We start from the raw sequence: 24,380 nt of genomic DNA on the forward strand, positions 1-24,380 counted from the left end.
TTGTCTGCCTGATTGTTAAAGAGCGCGACGTTCAATTCACCGTTTGGGCTGTTTCCCCGTGGCGGTGTGTGCCGTCGTTGTGGATGCGCATTCTAGGGAGTTTCCCGAGGGGGTCAACACTTTTTTTTGCCTTTTCCATCAAGTGTTCACCTTTTGACCGAAAACCCCGCTTTCGGCCATTTATTGACCATAAATCAAGATGTTGCAGGCTGTTTTTTACTCAGCGGAGCGATCCATCCAGCGTTCTTCCCACCCACTTTCGGTTTCTGGCAGCTCTTCGATGCCAAAATGCCGCAGTNAACCCCGCTTTCGGCCATTTATTGACCATAAATCAAGATGTTGCAGGCTGTTTTTTACTCAGCGGAGCGATCCATCCAGCGTTCTTCCCACCCACTTTCGGTTTCTGGCAGCTCTTCGATGCCAAAATGCCGCAGTCGGTACCCGTATCCATATACCGCCGCCAACTGCCAGCCGCGCTCGGCCACCAAATCTAGCTTGCGGCGCACCCGGTAGATATGGACATCAAGGGTGCGGGTGGAATGGTGCTCTTCACCACCCCAGATCCGTTCATAGATATAGCCGCGAGACAGCGGCCGGTCGATATTGCTGAACAACAGGTGGGCAAGTCGCCACTCTTGGTGGGTCATGGCTACCTGCTCGCCTGCCCGCATCACCGTCTGGCCGCGCGGGTCGAAGCAGATATCGCCGTAACAGTCTTGCGGCGCCCGCGCTGGCATCGGCAACCGACCATGGTGACGCAGCACGGTCATGGCGCGGGCTTTCAGCTCCTGGGGACGGAGCGGCTTACTAATGTAGTCATCGGCACCCTGGCTCAGCGCCTCTACTACATCCTCTTCGCTGTTACGCACCGTCAGCAACATGGTGGGCGGCAAGGCGGCGAGATAGAGCCGCATCCAACTCAGCAGCTCGATGCCGGTCCCGTCCGGCAACTCCCAATCGAGGATCACAAGATCATAGGTGCTGCGCCGCAGCGCTTGGCGGAAAGCATGACAAGTGCCGTGGGCATCAACACGGATATCCACACCGCGTACCGGCAGCTCACACAACACCAACTGGAGTTGGCGAACAATCTCCGGGTCGTCATCAAGTACAGCTATGAACATGACAGCAGTTCCATCCCTGCAAAGACACGCCATGCGTGGCGAGAAATACGCGAATCCTTGTCGCTTCGGCGCGCGCTTTGTCATCTGGACAAACCGTAAAAAATGCAAAAGCGGCGTCAATCTTCATTAAACCAGCATCGCAAAGTTTAAAAAACATCTACGGCCCGTGAACAATTGTTACACCACGTTGAGAAACAGTAACCGCTCTTGCCATGCTTCGCCGCGCCTTCAGCCGGTCCCAAGCTTGGCCTGTGCCGAGTCACTGCGATGGGCGGGAGGTGTTGTGTCCCGGCGCTGAAAACGCCCACCCCCCTTACTCACGATTGGATGGATTCCATGAAAAAGTTCACCAGCTTGTCTCTGGCTGCACTGGCTGCCGGTCTCCTTGGTTCCGGCGTTGCCATGGCTGCCGACGGCACCATTACTTTCAACGGCAAAATCACCGACCAGACCTGTGACATCGTCACCCCGGGCGGCAAAGACTTCACCGTTACCCTGCCGACCGTTTCCACCGGCACCCTGTCTGCTGCAGGCGCTGTCGCCGGCCGCACTCCGTTCGCGATCAACCTGGAAAATTGCTCAAAAGGCAAAGTGGCCACCTACTTCGAGCCGGGCCCCACGGTTGATTTCGAAACCGGCCGTCTGCTGAACCAAGCTTCTGCTGGCGCCACCAATGTTCAGATCCAACTGCTCGGTTCCAACAACAACCCGCTGCCGGTTCTGGCGGCCACCAGCAATGGCGCTCAAACCAACTCCCAATGGGTTGACGTAGCCAACGATGGCGAAGCTGCCGACTTGAACTACTACGCCGAGTACTACGCCACCGACGCTGCTGGCGCCGGCGACGTCACCACCAGCGTGCAATACACCATCATCTACCAGTGATGGCGCCGGGTCGGCCGCAACTGCGGCCGGCCCACCCTTCCGCTCAACCGCAGGACCACACTATGTTGGCTCGTTGGCTGTGCGTCATCGCATTGCTTGGCGCCTGTTCGCCATTGGCTTCCCACGCAGCACTCATTATTGGCGGCACGCGGGTGATCTACCCCAGCGACGCCCGCGAAGTCAGTGTGCAGATCAGCAACCAGGGTGATAGCCCGTCATTGATGCAGGCGTGGATCGACCGCGGCGACAGCAATGCCCAGCCCGACGACAGTGATGTGCCGTTCCTAATCTTGCCGCCGCTTTCCCGTGTCGAGCCCGGCGGTGGTCAAATTCTGCGCCTGACATTTCTCGGCGATGACAGTTTGCCAACCGATCGTGAATCGGTGTTTTGGCTAAATATTCTTGATGTACCGCCGGCCCCGGAGCGTTCTGCCGATGCGAACCAGCCGCAGAACATTCTGCAGTTGGCGATCCGCTCGCGCGTGAAGCTGTTCTACCGTCCGGCAGCTTTGGCGTCACAGCACCCGAATGAATCAGGCATGAAATTGCGCTGGACTGTGGCCGATGGCGGCCGCGGCATCGAAGCCCATAACCCAACGCCGTTTTACGTCACCCTGACTCAAGTGGATGCGATGACTGCCGACGGCGCCAACCCGCTGGCCTTTGATGACGGCATGCTGGCCCCAGGCAGCCGCTTGGCGCTGCCGCTGCCGACCGGCGTCTACCCGCGACAACTGCGCTTCACTTACATCAATGATTACGGCGGACGGGTGACGCGGGATGCGCAACTTACCCAGCCCTGATTCGTTACTGCTGCCGAGGCCTAACCACATGCTTTCGCTTTTGGTTCGCCGCGCCGAGACGGCCACCACGGCCGCCCTGCTGCTGACGCTGTTACCTGCGCTGGCACAAGCACAGCAGGAAAGGATTGCCGCCAATTTCAACAGCCAGTTTCTGCGTGGTAACGCGCAGCACGTGGACCTTACTCACTACCAGCGCGGCAACCCGGTGCTGGCCGGTGACTACTACCTTGATGTGTATGTGAACGGCCGGTGGCAGGGACGCAATTTGTTGGCATTCCGAGTGCCGGCAGCGCAGGTCCAGGCCCAAACCTGTTTCGAACGCGACACGCTGCTCAATTACGGCGTCGATCCGGCCGCACTCGCCAGCGCTGAAACCGATGTTTGTCAGCCGCTGACCAGCTGGCTGCCGGACGCACGCACCGAATTCGACTCCAGCCGTTTGCGGCTCGATCTGCATGTGCCGCAAGCGCAGATGTCACGCAATCCGCGCGGCTATGTGGCGCCAGACCAATGGGACCCGGGCATCAATGCCGGATTTCTCAGCTACAACATCAATGCGTTCCACTCCGAGCGCATTGGCACCGATATGCGCTCACGCCGCGACAGCGTTTACGGCATGTTCAATGCTGGCGTAAACCTCGGTCCGTGGCAGCTGCGTCACGACTCCAGCGTGCAAGCAATCAGTGGTGAAAGCAGCCACTGGCAGCGCACCGCTACTTATCTGCGCCGGCCACTGCCGAGCATCCAGGGTGTGTTGACGCTGGGCGAGAGTTACACCGACGGCCAGCTGTTTGACAGCGTCGGCTACCGCGGCGTCAGTTTGGTCTCCGATGACCGCATGCTGCCGGACTCCCAGCGCGGCTACGCCCCGGTGGTGCGCGGCCTCGCCGATACCAATGCGTTGGTGGAAATCCGCCAAAACGGCCAGGTGATTTACCAGAGCACAGTGCCGCCCGGGCCGTTCGTGGTGGACGATTTGTACGCCACCGGCTACGGCGGTGACCTGGAAGTGATGGTGCGCGAGGCGGATGGCCGGGTGCAGCGCTTCATGGTGCCCTATGCTTCAGTGCCGCAGATGCTGCGCGACGGCCAATCGCGTTATCAATTCACCACCGGCACCGTGCGCGAATCGCAATTATCGCGGTCGCCATGGATGGCTCAGGGTACTTATCAATACGGTCTGTCCAACCGCCTGACCGCCTACAGCGGCGGCACCGCCAGCGATGATTACTTCTCCTGGCTCGGCGGCGCCGCCCTCGGCACCCCGATCGGTGCCTTCTCGTTCGACATCACCCACGCCACCAGCCGTTTCGAGCGCCATGCCAACCGCTCCGGCCAAAGTTACAAGCTCGGTTACAGCAAACTGTTGCCGGAAATGGGCACCAACATCACCGTTGCGGCCTACCGCTATTCCACCGCCGGCTACCTGTCGTTCCGCGACGCACTGAGTGCCATGGAGCTGGAACGCAACCAACTGTCGCTGGACGCGCTGCGCCGGCAACGCAGTGAATTCCAGCTGACCCTGAACCAAAATCTCGGCGGTCGCTGGGGCGCGCTGTACGTCACCGGTTCAGTGCGCGATTACTGGCGCGAGCGCGGCCGCGCCACTCAATATCAGTTCGGCTACAACAACCGCTACGAGAACATTTCCTATAGCGTGTCGGTGCAACAAACCGAGTATCAACTGGGCGAGCGCGACACCCTTTACAGCTTCACCATGTCAGTGCCACTCGACTACGTGCGCAGCCGTCCGACCCTGAGCACCAGCCTGACCCAGCGTGACAGCGACTATGACAGCGGCCGTTTGGGCTTGTCCGGCTCGGCGCTGCATAACCAAAACCTGAACTACAACGTCACCGTGGCCGACAGCCGTGGCAGCGCCACCACCGGTGAGCTGAGCGCCGAGTACCGCGCCCCCTATGCGTCACTGCGCGCTTCGCACAGCCAGAGCACCGAATACCGCCAAACCAGCGCCGGCGTCAGCGGCAGCTTGGTGGGCCACGCCGGCGGCATCACGCTGGCGCCGCAACGCGGCGACACCATGGTGCTGATCGAAGCACCGGACGCGCGCGGCGCTGAAGTGCTTAATGCCCAAGGCGTAAAAGTGGATCGCAGGGGTTATGCGCTGGTGCCCTATGTATCGCCCTACCGTCTGAACACGGTAACGTTGGAGCCGGGCTCGATGTCCCACCAGGTAGAGCTGCGTACCAACCAGCAAGTCGTGGCACCTTACGCCGGCGCCGTCGCGCGACTTCGCTTCGATACGCGCACCGGGCAACCGCTGCTGTTGAAAGTGCGTATGACGGACGGCAAACCGGCGCCATTCGGAGCCCAGGTCACGGATGCGGAGTCGCAGCCGGTGGGCCTAGTCGGTCAGGGTGGAGTGGTGTTCCTGCGCACTGATGCCAGCGCGGGCCAACTGCAAATCCGCTGGGGCGCCGACGCCAGCAGTCAGTGCCGACTGCAGTTCCGCATACCCCAGGTCGATGCCGGTGCTACCGCCTACCAGCGCCAGGAGACAATCTGTGAATAAATCTCTACTTGCCTGCGCGGCGCTGCCAGCGCTGCTGATTGCCGAAGGCGCCTGGGCCCGCTGCGACGTAACAAACGGCTACCGCTATCAGGACATCGACATGCGTGTCGGCCAGGTGATTGTGCGGCCAGACGCCGTCATCGGTCAGGTGCTGGCACGTAAGGAATTCCCAATTAACGGAAGCAACAATCAAGTGATCGTGACCTGTGACCGGCGCGGCGGCAGTGCGCTCGGCGACATGCTGCAAGGGCAGCCGGCGGGTACCGTCTCGAACACCTACACCACCGACGTGCCGGGCATTGGCATCCGCCTAGCGCGGCGCTTGAATGCATCTGGAACCACACCGGCCCAAGATGTGTACTACCCACACAACATTGCGCTGCGCAGCAATGACCGCCGCCATCTGGCGCAAGGCTATTTCACTGTCGAAGTGATCAAAATTGCCGAGAACACTGGCTCCGGCAGTCTCGCCAGCGGCCGCTATACCAACTACTACACCGAAGGCACCGGCCCCTCGCGGCCGCTGCTGACCACGAGCCTCACTGCCAACGCCATCACCATTGTGTCGTCCGCCTGCTTCGTCGATGCTGGATCGAAAAATATCGCGGTCAACTTCGACAGCATGTATCGCGGCCGCTTTACCGGCGTCGGCAGCACCCACCAAACACGGGAATTCGATGTTCAGCTCACTTGCAGCGGCCCCTCCGCGGGGCGCGATGTGGTCAAGCTGTCATTCGACTACACCCCGGACCCAGCCAACGTGCCCGGCGTAATCCGCTTGGACGGTGGTGCCGGCAGCGCCTCCGGCGTCGGTATACAGTTGCTGACCGCCAATGGCGAACCCATTCGGCAGCAGCAGCCACTCACCGTGGCCACGCTGGATACGCCAGACCTACGCACCGTTACCGTGCCGCTGCAAGCCCGCTACTACCAAACTGCACCCGCAGTACAGGCTGGAGACACACAGGCCCGTGCAACCTTCACCATTGAATACAACTGATACGCTGCAGCGCTGTGTCCTGATCGGATTGCTGATGTTGCTGGGGCCGCTGACGGCTCTGGCTACCGACCAACACCGGGTTTTACCCGGGGATACGCTGTGGACGCTGGCCGAACACTATTGGGGCGATGCCGACCGCTGGAGCGATCTCGCGCGTTACAACCGCATCACCGACGTCCACCAACTGCCGCCCGGCACCCTACTGTCATTGACACCCCCGCCGGTGGCCCAGGTGACCCACGTGCAGGGCGACGCCTGGCTGCTCACCGACGCGGATCTCCGTGCCCTGGAAAATGACGCCTTACTGCAAGCCAACGTGCGCCTCCAGACCGGTGTCGATGCGTTCCTCGTGCTGTCGTTTGCAGACGGCAGCGAAGCGGTGATTCCGTCCCAGACCCGAGTGCGTCTAGTGCATGCCGATGACAGCATTCAACTGACCCTAGAAGCCGGCGCGGTGGAGTCTCATATTGCGCCGCAGAAACGACTCGGCGGTTTTCAGGTGCACACCCCGGCCGGCATTATCGGCGTACGCGGCACTCGCTTCCGAGTCCAGTACCAGCCCGATCAAAGTCTGGCCGTGAGCGTGTTCAGCGGTGCCGTGGCGCTCGACCTCCCAGCGCTGGCTGCCGACGCTCAGCCGCTGCAAGACAACCAAGGCTATTGGCAACGCGGCGACCAGCATTTCCAAGGCCCGCTGCTACCGGCCCCGGCACTGCGGCAGAACTGGCAGCGGCGCGGCACCAGCCTGCAGCTCGAGCTGGAGCCGGTGGCCGGCGCGCGGTTCTATCGCATCGGGCGCGCCCGCGATCAACGTTTCACCACTCTGGTGGAGGAACATACTGTGAGCGAACCGAAAGTGGTGCTGCAGCAGGTCACCGAGCCGGCGCTGTACTTGCGCGTATCGGCACTGGATGAGCACGGCATCGAAGGTCAGATCGCCCTGCATGTGCTCTGGCAGCAACGAGCCCCATGAGTGACCTGCCTTGGTCGGCGTTGCCGCCGAAGCGGCGACGCGCCCTGGCCCGCCAATTCTTGCAACAAGCTGTTCTGGTCACGCTGCTGGCAATGCTGGTGGCGGTATTAGTGGAAAACTCCGGCAGCTGGCGTTTCAACCACCTTGTCCATGATCAGTTGCTGAAGACGCAGCCGCAGCAACGCGATCCGGGCCTGCTGATCGTCGCCATCGACAACGCCAGTCTCGAACAGCTGGGCCGTTGGCCGTGGCCGCGTAGCCGCCACATCGAGTTGCTGATGCAGCTGCACAACGCCGGCGTGCGCGCGGTGTTGATGGATCTGGTATTTGCCGAACCGAGCGACAGTGACACTGATCTTGCCACCGCCCTGCGCGCCGGCACGCCGGTGTTCATACCGGGGGTGCGCTCGCCGTCCCCGCCTTACGCATTGCTGCCACCCGTGCCGCCCTTGGCGCAGGCCGCGGCGGGAGTCGGCCACATCGAGTTCACCGCCGACACCGATGGTGTCATCCGCCGCCTGGCGCTGCTGGATCGTGGCCCGCCGGCCTGGCCGCAAATCACCTGGACCCTGTTTCAAGCGCTGTACCCGGTGTCCACCGAGTTGCGTCAGCAGGCTGAAGCCGGGCCGGTGATGGTGCCGTTTCAAGGCTCGCCGGGCGCCTTCCCGACCATTTCCTACCATCACGTCCTTGCCGGTCGGGTACCGGACAGCCTGTTGAAAGACCGCGTGGTACTGGTCGGCGCCACCGCCGCCGGCCTCGGCGACCGCTACCCGGTGCCCACGTCTGGGCAATACGGCAGCATGCCCGGCGTGGAAATCCAGGCCCATTTGTTGAACGCGCTGCTGGCCGGCCAGCTGGTGACCGAGGTGCCGCCACCGCTGACGCGCTGGCTCAGCGCACTGCCGGCGCTGCTGTTCATGACGGCGCTGTGGCTGAGTGGCTGGCGCGCAGTGCATCTGTGGGCACTGCTCACTGCATTGCTGACGCTGGCCACCAGCGCCGCGCTGCTGCGGGCCGGCCTATGGTGGCCGCCGGCGGCGGCGTTGCTGGGCCTAGTGGCGGCCTACTTGCTGTGGTGGTGGCGCAGTCAGACGGCGGTGTTGAACTGGTTCGACCAAGAACTGCTGACACTGAAGAAAGAACCGTCGGTGCTGCCGCCGTCCTCGCCAGCGCAGGAGACCTATCCCCGCTCGTTGGTGGACCGCATCATGCATCTGGAGCACGGCATCCACGAACTGCGGGCGTCACGGCGTTTCATCGGCAATATGCTCGACTCCCTGCCGCTGGAAACCTTCTTAGTCGATCCCAGTGGGCGAGTACTGGCAGTGAGCCGGCGCGCCCACCAGTGGAGCCACTGCCCGCACACCAGCGACCACTGGACACTGCGTGAACGGCTGCTGACGCAGATGCCGGAAACGCGGGTGCCGGACTTCCTCGACCTCAGCCACGGGCCAGCGCAGATCGCCAGTTGGGATGGGGAGGAGTTCATCGACCGCCGCGGCCGTACCGTGCGGTTAGAAGTGTCGCCGCTGCACTCGCACATGCCGCCATCCGCCAGCACGCTGTGGCTGGTATGCGTGGTGGACCTCAGCGCCGAACGCCAGGCAGCGCAACAGCGCGCGCACATGCTGCGATTTCTGTCCCACGACTTGAAAGCACCGCAGGCCAGCATGTTGGCATTGCTCGACTTGCAAGGCAGCAGCAATCCACTGCCAGCACCGACGCTCTATCAGCGGTTGCGCCAGCAACTGCACCACACGTTGCAACTGGTGGACGGCTTCACCCAATACGCCAAAGCGGAATACACCCCACCGGCGCTCTCCCCGGTGCTGCTCGCCAATCTGGTGCTGGATGCGGTAGACCGGGTTTGGCCCCAAGCGCGGCAAAAGCACATCGCGCTGCATTGCGATGAGCTGGACGACAATCTGGCGGTACAGGCCGACCGCGCGTTGGTGGCGCGCGCACTGGTGAACTTGCTCGACAACGCCATCAAGTACAGCCCGGCACACACTGCGGTGCAGGTGCGTTTGGTGCGGCGCGGCCGCTGGGCCGAGTGCGAAGTGGAAGACCAAGGGCCAGGCGTGGCGAGCAGCGATCAAGCCAAGCTGTTCGAACTGTATCAGCGCGGCATCGGTGCCTTGGGCACGGAAGGAGCAGGACTGGGATTGGCGTTTGTCCACACCGTGATGGCCAAGCATGGCGGCGGTGTGCATTGCCAGAACAGTGCCAGCGGCGGCGCCGTCTTCACACTGCGCTTCCCGCTGGAGAACGGGCGGCCCGAGTGAGCCGCCCGGCGGCGATCAGCCGCGTTGGCGGCGCAGGTTCGGCAGGACTGCCAGCACCGGGCCGGACAGCACATAAGCCGCCGCCACGGTGGCCAGCACTAACGGCGGGTCCACAAACACGATGGCAAACGCCACGATCGCTGCGAGCAACATTTTGAACGGCACCCGGCCGATGCGGAATTCTTTGAAACTGTGGTAACGAATCGGCGACACCATCAGGATGCCCGCCGCTGCGGTCATGAACGCCACCAAGTAGCTGATGTCAGTGCCATCAAAACCACGGCTGGCACCGACCCAGACCGTCATCGCCACCACCCCAGCACCGCTCGGAGACGGCAAGCCAGTGAAGTAGCGCTTGTCGGAGCTGGCCGCTTGCACGTTGAAGCGCGCCAGCCGCAATGCCGCACAGGCCACATAGATAAACGCCGCCGCCCGACCAAAATTACCCAGGTCGCTCATCGCCCACGCGTAGGCCATTACCCCCGGCGCCACGCCGAACGCTACACAATCGGACAGCGAGTCGTACTCAGCGCCGAACTGGCTCTGAGTATTGGTCAGGCGCGCCACGCCGCCGTCCATGCCGTCGAGGATGCCGGCCACCAAGATGGCCACTGCCGCATGGATGAACTGCCCGTTCATGGACGCCAAGATGGCGTAGAAACCGGAGAACAACGCCGCAGTGGTGAACAGGTTCGGCAGCAGGTAAACGCCGCGATGGCGGTGGCCGGCGCGGTCCGGCGCCTGCTCGATTACCTCGAATTCAATCTGCTCATCCGCGGGCGGGGTCTGTTGTGGGTCCGTCATGGGTCACTCCGTGGTCATCCCAATCGCCTGGCATCAGGCTGATACAAAAAACGCGGCCCGAAGGCCGCGCTTTTGTACCGCAATCGTGAGCGCAAGCGTATCAGTTTTTGCTCTTGTCCACGATCTTGTTGGCTTGGATCCAGGGCATCATGGCACGCAGCTGCTCGCCCACTTGCTCCAGCGGGTGTGCCGCGTTGTTGCGGCGTGCAGCGGTCATGGACGGGTAGCCCAGCTGACCTTCGGCGATGAACATCTTGGCATATTCACCGTTTTGGATGCGCTTCAGGGCGTTGCGCATGGCAGCACGGGATTCGTCGTTGATGACTTCCGGACCGGTCACGTACTCGCCGTACTCAGCGTTGTTGGAGATCGAGTAGTTCATGTTGGCCACGCCGCCTTCGTACATCAGGTCGACGATCAGCTTCAGTTCGTGCAGGCACTCGAAGTAGGCCATTTCCGGCGCGTAGCCCGCTTCAACCAGGATTTCGAAACCAGCTTTAACCAGCTCTACTGCGCCACCGCACAGTACCGCTTGCTCGCCGAACAGGTCGGTTTCGGTCTCGTCTTTGAAGGTGGTTTCGATGATGCCGGTGCGGCCGCCGCCCACGCCGGAGGCGTAGGACAGCGCCACGTTCTTGGCATTGCCGGACGCGTCTTGGTAGATCGCCACCAGGTCAGGAATACCGCCACCTTTAACGAACTCCGAGCGCACCGTGTGACCCGGGGCTTTCGGCGCCACCATGATCACGTCCAGGTCTTTGCGCGGCACCACTTGGTTGTAGTGCACGGAGAAACCGTGGGCGAATGCCAGGGTCGCGCCCTGCTTCAGGTTCGGCTCGATTTCGTCGCGGTACAGCTGGCCCTGGAATTCGTCCGGGGTCAGGATCATTACCAGGTCCGCCGCAGATACTGCGCTTTTCACGTCGGATACTTTCAGGCCGTGGGCTTCTGCCTTGGCGACTGAAGAGGAACCGGCGCGCAGGCCAACGGTGACATCCACGCCGGAATCTTTCAGGTTGCAGGCGTGGGCGTGGCCCTGGGAGCCGTAACCGATGATGGCAACTTTCTTGCCCTGGATGATGGAGAGATCACAGTCTTTGTCGTAATACACTTGCATGGCATCAAACCCTGAAAGCAGTGGATGGGGCGGTCTCGGGTACCGTGGCGGATACCATAGGGCATTGGCCTTGTTGCGTAAAATGATATATATGCAACACCACGTGCCGATTATTGGAACACCAGATGGATACTCGACCGCTCCAGTTGTTCCTGACCCTGTCCGACACCCTGCACTTCGGTCGCACCAGTCGCTTATGCCATGTCAGCCCGTCGGCGCTTAGCCGCAGCATCCGTCAGCTGGAAACCGAGCTCGGCGTTACGCTGTTCTACCGCGACAACCGTAGCGTCCATCTCACCCGCGAGGGTGAGCGTTTCCGCGACTACGCTCGGCAAGCACTGGCTGACTGGCACGCGGTGCGGCAAGCCCTGCAGGATGAACAGACGGTGCTACAAGGCGAGTTGAGCCTGTACTGCTCGGTGACCGCCAGCTACAGCTTTCTGCACGATATGTTGTCCACCTTCCGCCACCAGTACCCGCGCATTGAATTGAAACTGCATACCGGCGACCCGGCACGGGCGGTGGAGCATGTGCTCAGCGGCGCCGAGGACATCGCCATCGGCGCCCACCCGGACCACCTCCCGGCCAACGTGGCGTTCCACCCGATCACTCGCTCGGCGCTGCTGTTCATCGCCCCCGCCAGTCCGCCGCAAATGGGGGATCGGCTGCAAAACGGCAGCGACCGCAGCGCCTGGCAGGAGGTGCCGATGATCCTTTCGGAAGCCGGACTGGCGCGCGAGCGCACTGACCGCTGGTTCCGCGAACACCAGATCCGCCCACATATCTATGCGCAGGTCAGCGGCAACGAAGCGATCGTCAGTATGGTCAGCTTGGGCTTCGGTGTCGGGGTGGTGCCGCAGATCGTGCTGGATAACAGCCCGCTGGCGAGTCGCATCCGCGTGTTGGATGTGCGCCCGAAGCTGGCGCCTTATGAGGTGGGTGTATTTACGCTGGAAAAGCGGCTGGATGAGCCGTTAATCAATGCGTTTTGGCAGCAGTTGGCGCAGGGGCGCTGAGCCCCTGCACCGCTCTGCACCGTCTTAGTCGGCGTCGGGGAACAGCCCCTGCAGCTGCGCACGTACCTGTGCGCGATCGAAAAACAACGCGCCGGGTTCGGTCAGGAAATAAGCCGCCGGCCCCGGCTCGCCCGGTACGACCGGCACCAGATCTAGATCACGCCCATCGGGCAGATGCTCCGCCGCCTCCGGCCCAACACGCTGCGCCAGCGCGTCAAAATCAGCGCGTGTTTCGAGGCCGATCAAATAGGCGGGTTCCGCTTCATCCTGCTCACGCAGCAACGCAAACCACGCGCGCTGTACTGACTTTTCATCAATCAGCAACCGCCGCACCGCGTTGAGGAACAACTCCGGCATGTGCTCCGGCTGGCCAAGACGTAAGTCCGCAGCATGCTGGTCACGGCGCTGTACACCACCGAGCCGGCCCGCCTGCAGGGCACGCACCTCATCCGCCAGCAATTCTTTACTGTGGGATGCGCCGGGGTTAAGCACCAGATCGAGCCCTTCGGTGCGGGCAAACAATTCCAGCGCCGGCAACCGCAGGTAATCGGCGGCGCCGGTGACCGCCTGTTGCAGCAACGACAATGACGAAAACAGTGGTACCACGGCGCCGCCTTGCTCGCGTCCCCAATGCACTAGGCTGGCGGTGTCGCCTTGGCCACGCATCAGCACATAGACATCAGCATCCAGCAAGCATTGATAGAAACGGGGACGCGCGTCGGCATCATCGACGGCAGCGATCAAGGCCTGCTCCAGCAGGTCGGGACGTTCAGACATGGGCGGGTACCAGACAACGGGGCGGGCACAGTGTGCCCGCCCCACCGGGCCCCATCAAGCGTCGGCCGCAGGCCGTTTGATGCGGAACCACGCGGCGTAAAGTGCCGGCAGGAAGATCAGCGTGAGCACCGTGGCTACCAACAGACCACCCATGATCGCCACCGCCATCGGACCGAAGAAATCACTGCGAGACAGCGGGATCATGGCCAGCACTGCGGTCAGCGCGGTGAGCACGATCGGGCGGAAACGTCGCACCGTGGCATCCACCACCGCGTGCCAGGGATCATGGCCAAGCGCCAAGTCCTGCTGGATTTGGTCTACCAGAATCACCGAGTTACGCATGATCATGCCGGACAGCGCGATGGTGCCAAGCATGGCGACGAACCCGAACGGCTGATTGAACAGCAGCAGGAACCAGGTGACACCGATCAACCCCAGCGGGCCAGTGAGGAACACCATCACGCTGAGCGAAATACGCCGCAGCTGGATCATCAGCAGCGTGAACACCACAAACAGGAACAGCGGCATACCAGCATTCACCGACGCCTGCCCGCGCTGGGACTCTTCCACCGTGCCGCCCACTTCCAGCAAGTAACCGTCCGGCAATTGATCGCGCAGCGCCGCCAGTTCCGGCTGCAACTGCTGGACGATGGTGGCCGGCTGCTCGTGGCCGTAAATGTCGGCACGCACCGTCACCGTCGGCAGCCGGTTGCGGTGCCAGATGATGCCTTCCTCGAAGCCGTATTCCAGCGTCGCCACCTGCGACAACGGCACGCTGCGACCATTGCCGGTCTGCACCACCAGGTTGCCAAGCTGGGCCAAGCTGTGGCGTTCGTATTCAGCACCGCGCACTTCGATGGCGATCAGCTCATTGTCTTCCCGGTACTGGCTCACCGGGATGCCGGAAATAGCGCTTTGCAGCGAGCGCGACAGATCGAGCGAAGTCACGCCCAGTGCCCGGGCACGGTCCTGATCGATCTGCAGTCGCACCACCTTGCTCGGCTCCTGCCAGTCCAAATGCACGTTGGTGACATGGGGATTCTGCGTCACTCGTGCCGCCAACTGACGGGCATGGTCACGCACGGTGTCCACATGCTCACCGGACACTCGCAACTGGATCGGATAGCCCACCGGCGGCCCGTTTTCCAACCGCGCTACGCGGGTACGCAGATGCGGGAACTGCTCCGCCAGCGTCGGAATCAACCAATCGCGGATGCGCTCGCGCTGCTTGATGTCGTCCGCCAGCACCACGAACTGGGCAAAACTGGTGGCCGGCAACTGCTGATCCAACGGCAAGTAGAAACGTGGCGACCCCACACCGATATAGGCCACGTAGTGCCCCACCTCATCGTGCTCAGCAAGCATTTTTTCCAACCGCAGCGCTTCCGCCTCGGTATCACGCAACGAGGCGCCTTCCGGCAGTTTCAGGTCCACCAGCAACTCCAAGCGCGCCGACGGCGGGAAGAACTGCTGCGGCACCAACCGGAACATGGCCAGAGAAGAAATGAACACAATCACTGTCAGCACGATCACCAACACACGATGATCCACCACCCACTCCACCACCCGCCGGAAGCGGCGGTAGAAGGGTTTTTGGTAAGGGTCGTGCACTTGGCCGCTGGCGTCGCGCTTGGCCAGCGCTGGCAATAGTTTGGCGCCGAGGTAGGGCACGAACACCACTGCCGCGATCCAGCTCAACAGCAGCGACAGCGTCACCACTTCGAAAATCGAGCGGGTGTACTCGCCAGTGCCGGACTTGGCGGTGGCGATTGGCAGGAAACCGGCAGCGGTAATCAAGGTACCGGTCAACATCGGGAATGCGGTGCTGGTCCAGGCGAAGCTCGCTGCTTTGATGCGGCTCAGTCCCTGCTCCATTTTGATCGCCATCATTTCCACCGCGATGATGGCGTCATCGACCATCAACCCCAGCGCCAACACCAGCGCGCCGAGAGAAATCTTATGCAGGCCAATATTGAAGAACTGCATGGCGGCGAAGGTCATCGCCAACACCAACGGAATCGACAGTGCCACCACCAGGCCGGTACGCAGGCCCAGCGAGAAGAAGCTCACCAGCAACACGATGGTCACCGCCTCAATCAGCACCCGCACGAACTCGCCGACGCCCTGCCGCACTGCCGCCGGCTGGTCGGACACCTTGCGCAGCTCCATGCCGGCCGGCAGCGTGTTCTGCAGTGTCCCGAACGCTTGATCCAACGTTTTGCCGAGTTGCAGGATATCGCCGCCGTCTTTCATCGCCACCGCAATGCCAATGGCGTCATCGCCGAGGAAGCGCATGCGCGGCTCCGGCGGATCGCTGTAGCCACGGCGCACGGTGGCAATGTCGCCAAGACGGAAAGTACGCTCGCCGGCCTGAATCGGCAGCGAACGAATGTCCTCCACGCTGTGGAAAGCGCCGCTGGTGCGCAGCCGCACGCGGTCACTGCCGGTCTCGAAAAAGCCTGCCTCGGCCAAGGTGTTCTGGTTCTGCAGCCCCTGCATCACCTGCACCAGCGGCACGCCCAGTGACGCCACCTTGGTGTTGTCGATCTCGACCCAGATTTTTTCGTCCTGCAGGCCGATCAGCTCGACTTTACCCACGTCCGGCAACCGCTGCAGTTGCAGCCGCAAGCGCTCGGCGTAGTCCTTCATGATGGCGTAGTCGAAACCCGCGCCGCTGAGCGCGTAGATATTGCCGTAGGTGGTGCCGAACTCATCGTTGAAGAACGGTCCCTGCACCCCTTCCGGCAGGGTGTGGCGGATATCGCCGATCTTCTTACGTACCTGGTACCACAGCTCGGGGATGTGTGAAGAGCGCAGGCTGTCGCGAGCAACAAACATCACCTGCGAAGTACCGGGGCGGGAAAATGACATGACACGGTCGAACTCGCCGGTCTCCATCAATTTCTTTTCCACCCGCTCGGTCACTTGGCGCGACACTTCTTCAGCGCTGGCGCCCGGCCACACGGTGGTCACCACCATCACCTTGAAGGTGAACGGCGGATCTTCGCTCTGGCCAAGACTGCCGTAGGACAAGATGCCGACCAACGCCAGCACCATCATCGCGTACAGCACCAGCGGGCGGTTGTTGAGGGCCCATTCGGAAAGATTGAATCGCATCAGCGGTTACTCCCCGTGGCCCGGTGTCACCGTGCGATTGTTGCGGTCCACGGCACGCACCGCTTGGCCGGCCACCAGCAGATGGCCGCCGGCAGCCACAATCCAGTCATCGGCGGCCAACCCAGACAGCACCGGCACTCGATCATCCAAGTAAGGCCCCACCGCCACGAACACCTGCTCCAAGACCTGCTCCGGCGTCACCCGCCACACGAACGGCTGGTCGCGCTCGGCGCTGAGTGCTGACAGCGGCACCGTCATGGTGCCGCCCTCACGCTGGCTGGACAGGAACACCCGCGCGCTCTGGCCAACCTCAATGCCCGGCACCGCTTGGTCCAGTGCAATGCGCAGCTCATAGGTGCGCGATGCCCGATCTGCCACCGGCGCTACTTGCCGCACATGGGCGGGGTAACGGGCCTCGGGGCGGGTCCACAGTGACACCTCCACCGGCTGCTGCACCTTCACCCGTGCCACATCATTTTCCGGCACATGGATACGCACCTCGCGCTCGCCCTCAGTGGCGAGCACGAATACCACCTGACCGGCGGAAACCACCTGGCCTTCCTCGGCCTGGCGGGCAGCAATCACACCATCCTGGTCGGCGCGAAGAGTCGCATAACCGGCTTGGTTGCGGGCCACGCGCACGTCTGCTTGCGCCTGCTCCAGCACCGCTTCGGCAGCCCGCGAGCGGCTTTCCACTGCGTCATATTGAGACTGGCTGATCACCTGGCGGCCAAGCAGCGGCTGGAACCGCTCCAATTCGGACTGCGCCAAATCACGGTCCGCCCGTGCTGCCGCCAAACGCGCCTCGGCGGCTTTACGCTGCAACAGGAAATCGTCATCGCTGAGCTCCGCCAGCGGTTGGCCGGCCCGCACACTGTCACCGACATCCACCCGCAGGCGGGTGATCTTGCCCGGCACACGGAAACCAAGTGCCGGCTCATAGCGCGCCCGCACTTCACCGGAGTACACCTCACGCAGCGCTTGGCTAGAGGCCGGCTGCGTGACCAGCACCGGCCGTGGGGCGGTGTCGGTGGGTTCGGGGGCCGGCGCGCAGGCCGCCAGCAGGGAGAGTGCACAGAGGGCGATGACAGGCTTCATCGAGACCTACCTTGGCAGGGTCCATCGGAATGAACCGGGTCGGGCGCCATGCCCGGACCGGCCGTCTTATTTATTGAACTGGCCGGTATACTAAATACCGCTTAAGATGCTTGTCCACGATATTTACGACGGACTGATTGACTTGCGTGACACCCCTGCCCCGCGTCGGGGCCGCCCCAAGGACCCTGCCAAGCGGGCGGCCATTCTCGAGGCCGCCAAGGCACTGTTCCTGCGTGATGGTTACCGCGCCACCAGCATTGAGGCGGTGGCGCTGGACGCCGGCGTGTCCAAGCTCACCGTCTACAGCCACTTCAAGGATAAGGCGTGCCTGTTTGCTACCGCCGTCCACGAGAAGACCCACGAAATCCTGCCGCTGCCGAGCTTCCGGGTGGACGCCGACACCGACCTACGGGGGCTACTGAACCAGATCGGGGTGCAATTCCTCACGTTGGTGAATACACCGGAAGCCATTGCCATGCATCGGCTGCTCATTTCCCCCGCTGCCGACCCGGCCATGGCTGAACTGTTTTTCAACGCCGGACCGCGACCGATGCTCGAGGCCATGGAGACACTGCTGCGCGAAGCTGACCGTCTCGGCCTGGTGCGCATCGATGACCCGGCCAGCGCCACCGACCAACTGTACGGTTTGCTGCAAGGCTGCCGGCAAATGCAGGTCCTGATTCGCTGCGCGCTCCCACACAGCGACGGCGAGCGCCGCAAGCAGGTGGCCAACGCTGTGGACGCGTTCCTGCGCGCCTATCGCACCGCCTGAAACTCCACCAGCCGGTCCGACCTGCGCCCAGCACGTTCTCGGCGTTACGTCTCCCGTCACGCCTGGCTCAGGCTGTCCGCGACATCGCCCTGTGGCAAAGCGCCTGCCTAACGTGCAGGCACCGCCCCTAGCGACCAACGAAAACGCCCCGCAAATGCGGGGCGTTTTCGTGGGCTCAGGGTCTTCTCACCGCGATCAGATGCTCAGCACCTTTTCACCACGGGAAATGCCACTGACACCGGAACGCACCACTTCCAATACCTGGGTTTCCCCGATGGCATTGATGAAGGCGTCCAGTTTGTCGCTGGCACCGGCCAGTTGCACGGTGTAGACCGAAGCGGTCACGTCCACGATCTGACCGCGGAAGATGTCCACCGTCCGCTTAACCTCAGCGCGCTGGGCACCGGTGGCTTTCACCTTGATCAACATCAGTTCGCGCTCGATGTGCGCGCCCTCAGTCAGGTCCACCAACTTGACCACCTCAATCAGCTTGTTGAGGTGTTTAGTGATGCGCTCTATGGTGCGGTCATCACCGTAGGTGGTCAGCGTCAGCCGCGACAGCGTGTTGTCTTCGGTGGGTGCCACGGTCAGCGTTTCGATGTTGTAGCCCCGCTGGGAGAACAGGCCCACCACCCGGGACAGCGCGCCCGGTTCGTTTTCCATCAGGATCGAAATGATGCGTCTCATCAGGTGCGCTCCGTCTTGCTCAGCCACATGTCGCGCATGGACCCGTCAGCGATATGCATCGGGTACACGTGCTCGGTGGGGTCCACATAGATGTCCATGAACACCAGCCGGTCCTTGGCCGCAAAGGCCTCTTCCATCGCCGCTTCCAGCTGGTCCGCACGATCAACACGGATGCCGAGGTGGTGGTAGGACTGCGCTAGGCCAACGAAGTCGGGCAGCGACTCCATGTAGGACTGGCTGTGACGACCGCCGTACTGCATGTCCTGCCACTGGCGCACCATGCCCAGCGACTGGTTGTTCAGGTTGATGATCTTCACCGGCAACCCGTACTGCAGACAGGTGGACAGCTCCTGAATGTTCATCTGGATCGAACCTTCACCGGTGACGCAGGCCACGGTCGCATCTGGGAACGCAAGCTGCACGCCCATGGCCGCCGGCAAACCAAAGCCCATGGTGCCGAGACCACCGGAGTTGATCCAACGGCGCGGCTTGTCAAAGCCGTAGTACTGCGCCGCGAACATCTGGTGCTGGCCAACGTCACTGGTCACGTAGGCGTCGCCTTTGGTGACACGATGCAGCGCCTGAATCACTTCCTGCGGCTTCAGCAAACCTTCCGCGTGCGGCGCGAAACGCAGCCCGTGCACTTTGCGCCAGCCGTTGATCTCATCCCACCAACGCGCGATCTGGCTGCCGTCCGGCAGTACCGGCTGCTCGTCGAGGATTGCCAGCATGTCTTCCAGCACCTGCTGTACCGGGCCCACGATCGGCACATCAGCACGCACGTTTTTGGAGATGGTGGCCGGATCCACGTCGATGTGAACAATGGTCGCGCCGGGGCAGAACTTGCTGATGTCGTTGGTGGCACGGTCATCAAAGCGCGCACCCACCGCCACGATCAGGTCAGCATTGTGCATCACCATGTTGGCTTCGTAGGTACCGTGCATGCCGAGCATGCCAATGTACTGCGGGTCGCTGGCCGGGAAGCAGCCGAGCCCCATCAGCGTGTTGGTCACCGGGAACTTCACCTTGTGCGCCAACTTGGTCAGCAGGTCAGAGGCATCGCCCTGCACCACACCACCGCCGGCGTACAACACCGGACGCCGGGCCTTGAGCATTTCTTCCACCGCCTTGCGGATCTGGCCGGAGTGGCCGCGCTGCACCGGCGTGTAGGAGCGCATCTTGACCTTTTTCGGGTACTCGAACGGCAGCTTGATATGCGGCGCAGTGCGGTCCTTGGGAATATCGACCAGCACCGGGCCAGGGCGGCCAGTGGTCGCAATGTAGAAGGCCTTACGCATGATTTCCGGCAGGTCTTCGGTGTTGCGCACCATGAAGCTGTGTTTCACGATCGGCCGGCAGATGCCCATCATGTCGCATTCTTGGAAGGCGTCATCGCCGATCCAGTCGGAACGCACCTGACCCGACAGCACCACCATCGGGATGGAATCCATGTAGGCCGTGGCGATGCCGGTCACCGCGTTGGTGGCACCCGGGCCGGAGGTCACCAGCACTACACCAGGCTTACCGGTGGCGCGGGCGTAACCGTCCGCCGCGTGGGTGGCCGCTTGCTCATGACGGACCAGGATGTGCTTGACCTGCTCTTGCTGGAACAATGCGTCGTAAATATGGAGTACCGCGCCACCGGGGTAGCCAAAAAGGTACTCAACGCCCTCTTCCTGCAAGGCACGGATGATCATCTCCGCACCAGATAACTTTTCCACAACTCTCACCTCGTTTGGCTGCCACGCAATGCAATGACGACAGCGACGCCCTTCCACCATTGGAGGACGGCCTGCGCAGCAGGGAACTGGATTTGTCTCTTGAGTGCCCGCGGATGGAAAACCTTACTTTGGCTTCCCGAGGCTCTTGCGGAGGTGGCCGACAAGAACGCGGACAGGCGAATGCTGGGACGATGCGGCAGTGATACTGCAGTGGACGTCACGGTAATGACGCCCCCGGCCCCGGCCCCTCTGTCACTTGGGTAAAGTTCAGGAGTCCCGATTTCCGGAGACCCCCGATTGTCGCAGATTTGAGCAGTCTGTCAAACCGTCGGCGTTGCGTTTGCGCCGCCTGCCGGGGCATGCTGAATGCGGTTTGAAAGGGGGAAAACCATGCACAAAACCATCTTGCTGGCAGCGCTGGGTGCTGCCTTGGCCGGCCCAGCGCTGGCCGCTGACTACCACCGCTGGGTGGACGACAACGGCACCGTGCACTTCGGCACCCGACCGCCGGCCAACCAGCCGAGCACCACCGTCACCACTCGCCCGGCGCCGCCGGTGACCACGCCAGCCGCTGCGGCTTCTGCAGCGGCCACGACCGAGGACACGCCCGGCGCGGCGGCAACACCACCGCCGCCGCAGCCGCTGGATGCCAGCACCTGCGCCCAACTGCGCGGGCACCTGGAGACGCTGCGCAACAAGCCGATCGTGCGTGAGGTTGATCCCGACACCGGCGAACACATCACACTGGATGCTGAGCGCCGCGCCGCCATGACCCAACAGATCAGCGAGCAGCTCCAACGCTGCCCCTGACAGACGGCATACAAAAAAGGGGCGCCAAGCGCCCCTTTTTTGTTATCCGCCGAGGATCATTCCTTACTGAACCGCAGTCCGCTGTCATCGGCCTCCACGCGAATGGTATCGCCGGGAGCAAAATCGCCGCGCAAGATGGCCGTTGCCAACGGGTTCTCGATCTTCTGCTGAATCGCCCGCTTCAGCGGCCGCGCGCCGTAGACCGGGTCGTAGCCCGCTTCCACCAGATTCGACAGCGCCTCATCAGTGAGCGCCAGCCCCAGCTCGCGTTCCGCTAACCGCTTGCGCAGCCCCGCCAACTGAATGTCGGCGATGCCGCGGATTTGGTCTTTGGCCAACGGATGGAACACCACCACTTCATCGACCCGGTTGATGAACTCCGGACGGAAGTGGTTGCCCACCACACCCATCACCGCGTCTTTCATGGCGTTGTAATCGCCGTCGTCGGCCATGCGCTGGATCAGGTCAGAACCTAGGTTCGACGTCATCACCACCACCGTATTGCGGAAGTCCACGGTGCGGCCTTGGCCATCGGTCAGGCGCCCGTCATCCAGCACCTGCAGCAGGATGTTGAACACATCCGGGTGGGCTTTTTCGACCTCGTCGAGCAGCAGTACCGAGTACGGCTTACGGCGCACCGCTTCGGTCAAGTAGCCGCCCTCCTCGTATCCGACGTAGCCCGGCGGCGCTCCAATCAGCCGCGCCACCGAGTGCTTTTCCATGAACTCGGACATGTCCACCCGCACCATGGCGTCGGTGGTATCGAACAGGAACTCGGCTAACGCTTTGCACAGCTCGGTCTTGCCGACCCCGGTCGGTCCGAGGAACAAGAATGAGCCGTTCGGGCGGTTAGGATCAGACAGCCCCGCGCGGGAACGCCGCACCGCGTTGGCCACCGCCTCCACCGCTTCGTCCTGGCCCACCACACGGGCATGCAAGGCATCTTCCATGCGCAACAATTTGTCGCGCTCGCCCTCCATCATTTTTGCCACCGGGATACCGGTCCACTTGGACACCACCTCGGCGATCTCTTCCTCCGACACGTGGTTACGCAGCAGCTTGAATGCCGGGCGCTCCTGTTGCGACGCCTCGGCCAGCTTCTGCTCCAGACCGGGGATGGTGCCGTACTGCAACTCGGACATGCGCGACAAGTCACCGGCACGGCGCGCCTGTTCGATCTCCAACCGAGCCCGCTCCAACTCTGCTTTGATCTCCTGGGCGCCCATCACGCTGGCTTTCTCGGCGTCCCAAATCTCGCGCAGGTCGGCGTATTCCTTCTCCTGACGGTCGATATCTTCGTTGAGCTTTTCCAACCGCTTGCGGCTGGCCTCATCTTCTTCCTTGCCCAGCGCTTCGCGCTCCATCTTCAACTGAATCAACTTGCGGTCAAGACGGTCCATTTCCTCCGGCATGGAATCGATTTCCATGCGGATGCGGCTGGCCGCCTCATCGATCAGGTCGATGGCCTTGTCCGGCAGCTGGCGATCAGTGATGTAACGCTGCGACAGTTTCGCCGCGGCGATGATGGCGCTGTCGGTAATGTCGACACCGTGGTGCACTTCGTAGCGCTCTTTCAGCCCGCGCAGGATGGCGATGGTGTCTTCCACCGACGGCTCATCTACCAGCACTTTCTGGAAACGCCGCTCCAGCGCGGCGTCTTTCTCGATGTACTGGCGGTACTCGTCCAGCGTGGTCGCACCGACACAGTGCAGCTCGCCACGGGCCAAGGCTGGCTTGAGCATGTTGCCGGCATCCATGGCGCCATCGCCCTTGCCGGCGCCAACCATGGTGTGCAGCTCGTCGATAAACAGGATTACTTGGCCTTCCTGCTTCGACAATTCGTTGAGCACCGCTTTCAGGCGCTCCTCGAACTCGCCGCGGTACTTAGCCCCGGCAATCAACGCTGCCATGTCCAGCGACAGCACCCGCTTGCCCTTCAGACCCTCGGGCACTTCGCCGTTGACGATGCGCTGCGCCAGGCCTTCCACGATGGCGGTTTTACCGACCCCGGGCGCGCCGATCAGCACCGGGTTGTTCTTGGTGCGGCGCTGCAACACCTGCACTGTGCGGCGGATTTCATCATCGCGGCCGATCACCGGATCCAGCTTGCCCTGCTCAGCACGCTCGGTGAGATCAAGCGTGTATTTATCGAGCGCCTCACGGTGCTCCTCTGCATTGGGATCCTTCACGGCTTCGCCACCACGCACCTCATCAATACGTGCCGCCAACGCGCCTTTGCGCACGCCGGCGTTGTTCATAATCTTGCCGAGCTCGCCGCCGTCATCGCAGGCCGCCAGCAACACCGCCTCGGTGGAAATGTACTGGTCTCCGCGTTGTTGTGCTTCGCGGTCAGCGAGGTTCAGCAGCGCCACCATGCCACGGGACAGCTGCACATCACCGGTGAATTGGCCGGCGCGCGCGACCTTGTCCAGCGCCAGCTCCAGTGCGGTTTCAAAATCAGCAACATTGACGCCCAACTTTTGCAGCAGCGGCCGCGCGCTGCTGCCCTGCCCGCGCAGCAGAGCCAGCATCAAGTGGGCCGGTTCGATGACCGCATGGCTTTGCCCCACGGCCAGTGACTGGGCCTCGCCCAGCGCTTCCTGCAAACGACTGGTAAAACGGTCAGGACGCATAACCCTTTGCCTCCAAAAACGATTGAATACGATGGCCCAGAGATGCGGGTGCATAGGCCGATTTCAAGAGTCTGCCGCCACCGTCGCACCACCCCAAGCACCGGGATCAGATTTCACGCTTGTTTGTATTGCAGCGACGGTTGTCAGCTTCTGGCAGCGTTGCTATCGTGCGCATCTTGATCGATGCGCCGCATCCGTCCGTAAGCGTTTACGTCAATCAAC

At 62.4% G+C, this 24,380-nt stretch carries 18 protein-coding genes; 9 read left to right on the forward strand and 9 right to left on the reverse strand.

The genetic code is table 11. From position 1 onward, the window contains the following. Window positions 1–353: 353 nt before the first annotated feature. On the reverse strand, window positions 354–1,124 hold the full coding sequence (locus AB5I84_RS12990; RefSeq protein WP_369456344.1) for a response regulator transcription factor: 771 nt from the start codon (window positions 1,122–1,124) through the stop codon (window positions 354–356). A gap of 336 nt (window positions 1,125–1,460) precedes the next feature. Between AB5I84_RS12990 and AB5I84_RS12995 the strand changes: the two genes are divergently transcribed. The 6 genes from AB5I84_RS12995 (at window position 1,461) to AB5I84_RS13020 (ending at window position 9,606) form a co-directional block, all read left to right on the forward strand. Then, window positions 1,461–2,009, forward strand: a complete 549-nt coding sequence (locus tag AB5I84_RS12995) for a fimbrial protein (protein ID WP_369456345.1) — start codon at window positions 1,461–1,463, stop codon at window positions 2,007–2,009. Window positions 2,010–2,071: 62 nt separating this feature from the next. Then, window positions 2,072–2,812 (forward strand): fimbrial biogenesis chaperone, encoded by a 741-nt coding sequence (locus tag AB5I84_RS13000; RefSeq protein ID WP_369456346.1) that lies wholly within the window; start codon window positions 2,072–2,074, stop codon window positions 2,810–2,812. Window positions 2,813–2,840: 28 nt separating this feature from the next. Beyond that, window positions 2,841–5,345 (forward strand): fimbria/pilus outer membrane usher protein, encoded by a 2,505-nt coding sequence (locus tag AB5I84_RS13005; RefSeq protein ID WP_369456347.1) that lies wholly within the window; start codon window positions 2,841–2,843, stop codon window positions 5,343–5,345. After that, window positions 5,338–6,345: a fimbrial protein gene (locus AB5I84_RS13010; protein ID WP_369456348.1), complete on the forward strand. Its 1,008-nt coding sequence runs from the start codon at window positions 5,338–5,340 to the stop codon at window positions 6,343–6,345. The genes AB5I84_RS13005 and AB5I84_RS13010 overlap by 8 nt, the downstream gene beginning before the upstream one ends. Further along, the gene (locus AB5I84_RS13015) at window positions 6,332–7,318 is read left to right on the forward strand and encodes a FecR family protein (protein ID WP_369456349.1); all 987 of its coding nucleotides are present in this window, start codon (window positions 6,332–6,334) and stop codon (window positions 7,316–7,318) included. The genes AB5I84_RS13010 and AB5I84_RS13015 overlap by 14 nt, the downstream gene beginning before the upstream one ends. Further along, window positions 7,315–9,606, forward strand: a complete 2,292-nt coding sequence (locus AB5I84_RS13020; protein ID WP_369456350.1) for a CHASE2 domain-containing protein — start codon at window positions 7,315–7,317, stop codon at window positions 9,604–9,606. Before AB5I84_RS13015 ends, AB5I84_RS13020 begins: the two co-directional genes overlap by 4 nt. A gap of 15 nt (window positions 9,607–9,621) precedes the next feature. Here AB5I84_RS13020 and pssA read toward each other — a convergent pair whose 3' ends face one another. Both pssA and ilvC read right to left on the reverse strand, forming a co-directional pair. Next, complete coding sequence (gene pssA, locus AB5I84_RS13025) at window positions 9,622–10,410, reverse strand: CDP-diacylglycerol--serine O-phosphatidyltransferase (RefSeq protein ID WP_369456351.1); 789 nt, start codon at window positions 10,408–10,410, stop codon at window positions 9,622–9,624. A gap of 100 nt (window positions 10,411–10,510) precedes the next feature. Continuing rightward, window positions 10,511–11,527, reverse strand: a complete 1,017-nt coding sequence (gene ilvC / locus AB5I84_RS13030; RefSeq protein WP_369456352.1) for a ketol-acid reductoisomerase — start codon at window positions 11,525–11,527, stop codon at window positions 10,511–10,513. A gap of 125 nt (window positions 11,528–11,652) precedes the next feature. Between ilvC and ilvY the strand changes: the two genes are divergently transcribed. Beyond that, window positions 11,653–12,543 carry an HTH-type transcriptional activator IlvY gene (gene ilvY, locus AB5I84_RS13035; RefSeq protein ID WP_369456353.1) on the forward strand — a complete coding sequence of 297 codons (891 nt, stop codon included), beginning with the start codon at window positions 11,653–11,655 and terminating at the stop codon, window positions 12,541–12,543. Between the two features lie 24 nt (window positions 12,544–12,567). Here the strand turns inward: ilvY and AB5I84_RS13040 are convergent, their stop codons facing one another. The 3 genes from AB5I84_RS13040 to AB5I84_RS13050 are packed head-to-tail and all read right to left on the reverse strand — an operon-like array spanning window position 12,568 to window position 17,535. Further along, window positions 12,568–13,320: an enhanced serine sensitivity protein SseB C-terminal domain-containing protein gene (locus tag AB5I84_RS13040; protein WP_369456354.1), complete on the reverse strand. Its 753-nt coding sequence runs from the start codon at window positions 13,318–13,320 to the stop codon at window positions 12,568–12,570. Between the two features lie 54 nt (window positions 13,321–13,374). Next, window positions 13,375–16,437: an efflux RND transporter permease subunit gene (locus AB5I84_RS13045; RefSeq protein ID WP_369456355.1), complete on the reverse strand. Its 3,063-nt coding sequence runs from the start codon at window positions 16,435–16,437 to the stop codon at window positions 13,375–13,377. A gap of 6 nt (window positions 16,438–16,443) precedes the next feature. After that, window positions 16,444–17,535: an efflux RND transporter periplasmic adaptor subunit gene (locus AB5I84_RS13050; protein ID WP_369456356.1), complete on the reverse strand. Its 1,092-nt coding sequence runs from the start codon at window positions 17,533–17,535 to the stop codon at window positions 16,444–16,446. Window positions 17,536–17,677: 142 nt separating this feature from the next. Here AB5I84_RS13050 and AB5I84_RS13055 point away from each other — a divergent pair, with 142 nt between their 5' ends. Beyond that, window positions 17,678–18,307, forward strand: coding sequence for a TetR/AcrR family transcriptional regulator (locus AB5I84_RS13055; protein ID WP_369456357.1), 630 nt, complete (start codon window positions 17,678–17,680; stop codon window positions 18,305–18,307). 195 nt (window positions 18,308–18,502) lie between these two features. On the opposite strand, the gene ilvN is transcribed toward AB5I84_RS13055, so the two are convergent. Further along, entirely contained in the window at window positions 18,503–18,994 is a 492-nt protein-coding gene (ilvN, locus tag AB5I84_RS13060; protein ID WP_369456358.1) for an acetolactate synthase small subunit, read from the reverse strand. Further along, window positions 18,994–20,715 carry an acetolactate synthase 3 large subunit gene (locus AB5I84_RS13065; RefSeq protein WP_369456359.1) on the reverse strand — a complete coding sequence of 574 codons (1,722 nt, stop codon included), beginning with the start codon at window positions 20,713–20,715 and terminating at the stop codon, window positions 18,994–18,996. The genes ilvN and AB5I84_RS13065 overlap by 1 nt, the downstream gene beginning before the upstream one ends. A 390-nt stretch (window positions 20,716–21,105) precedes the next feature. On the opposite strand from AB5I84_RS13065, the gene AB5I84_RS13070 reads away from it, so the two are divergent. Next, window positions 21,106–21,525, forward strand: coding sequence for a DUF4124 domain-containing protein (locus tag AB5I84_RS13070; RefSeq protein ID WP_369456360.1), 420 nt, complete (start codon window positions 21,106–21,108; stop codon window positions 21,523–21,525). 56 nt (window positions 21,526–21,581) lie between these two features. Here the strand turns inward: AB5I84_RS13070 and clpB are convergent, their stop codons facing one another. Next, on the reverse strand, window positions 21,582–24,158 hold the full coding sequence (gene clpB, locus AB5I84_RS13075) for an ATP-dependent chaperone ClpB (RefSeq protein WP_369456361.1): 2,577 nt from the start codon (window positions 24,156–24,158) through the stop codon (window positions 21,582–21,584). Window positions 24,159–24,380: the final 222 nt, after the last annotated feature.

Origin of the sequence: Alcanivorax sp. REN37, assembly GCF_041102775.1 — a bacterium.
Taxonomy (GTDB): Bacteria; Pseudomonadota; Gammaproteobacteria; order Pseudomonadales; family Alcanivoracaceae; genus Isoalcanivorax; species Isoalcanivorax beigongshangi.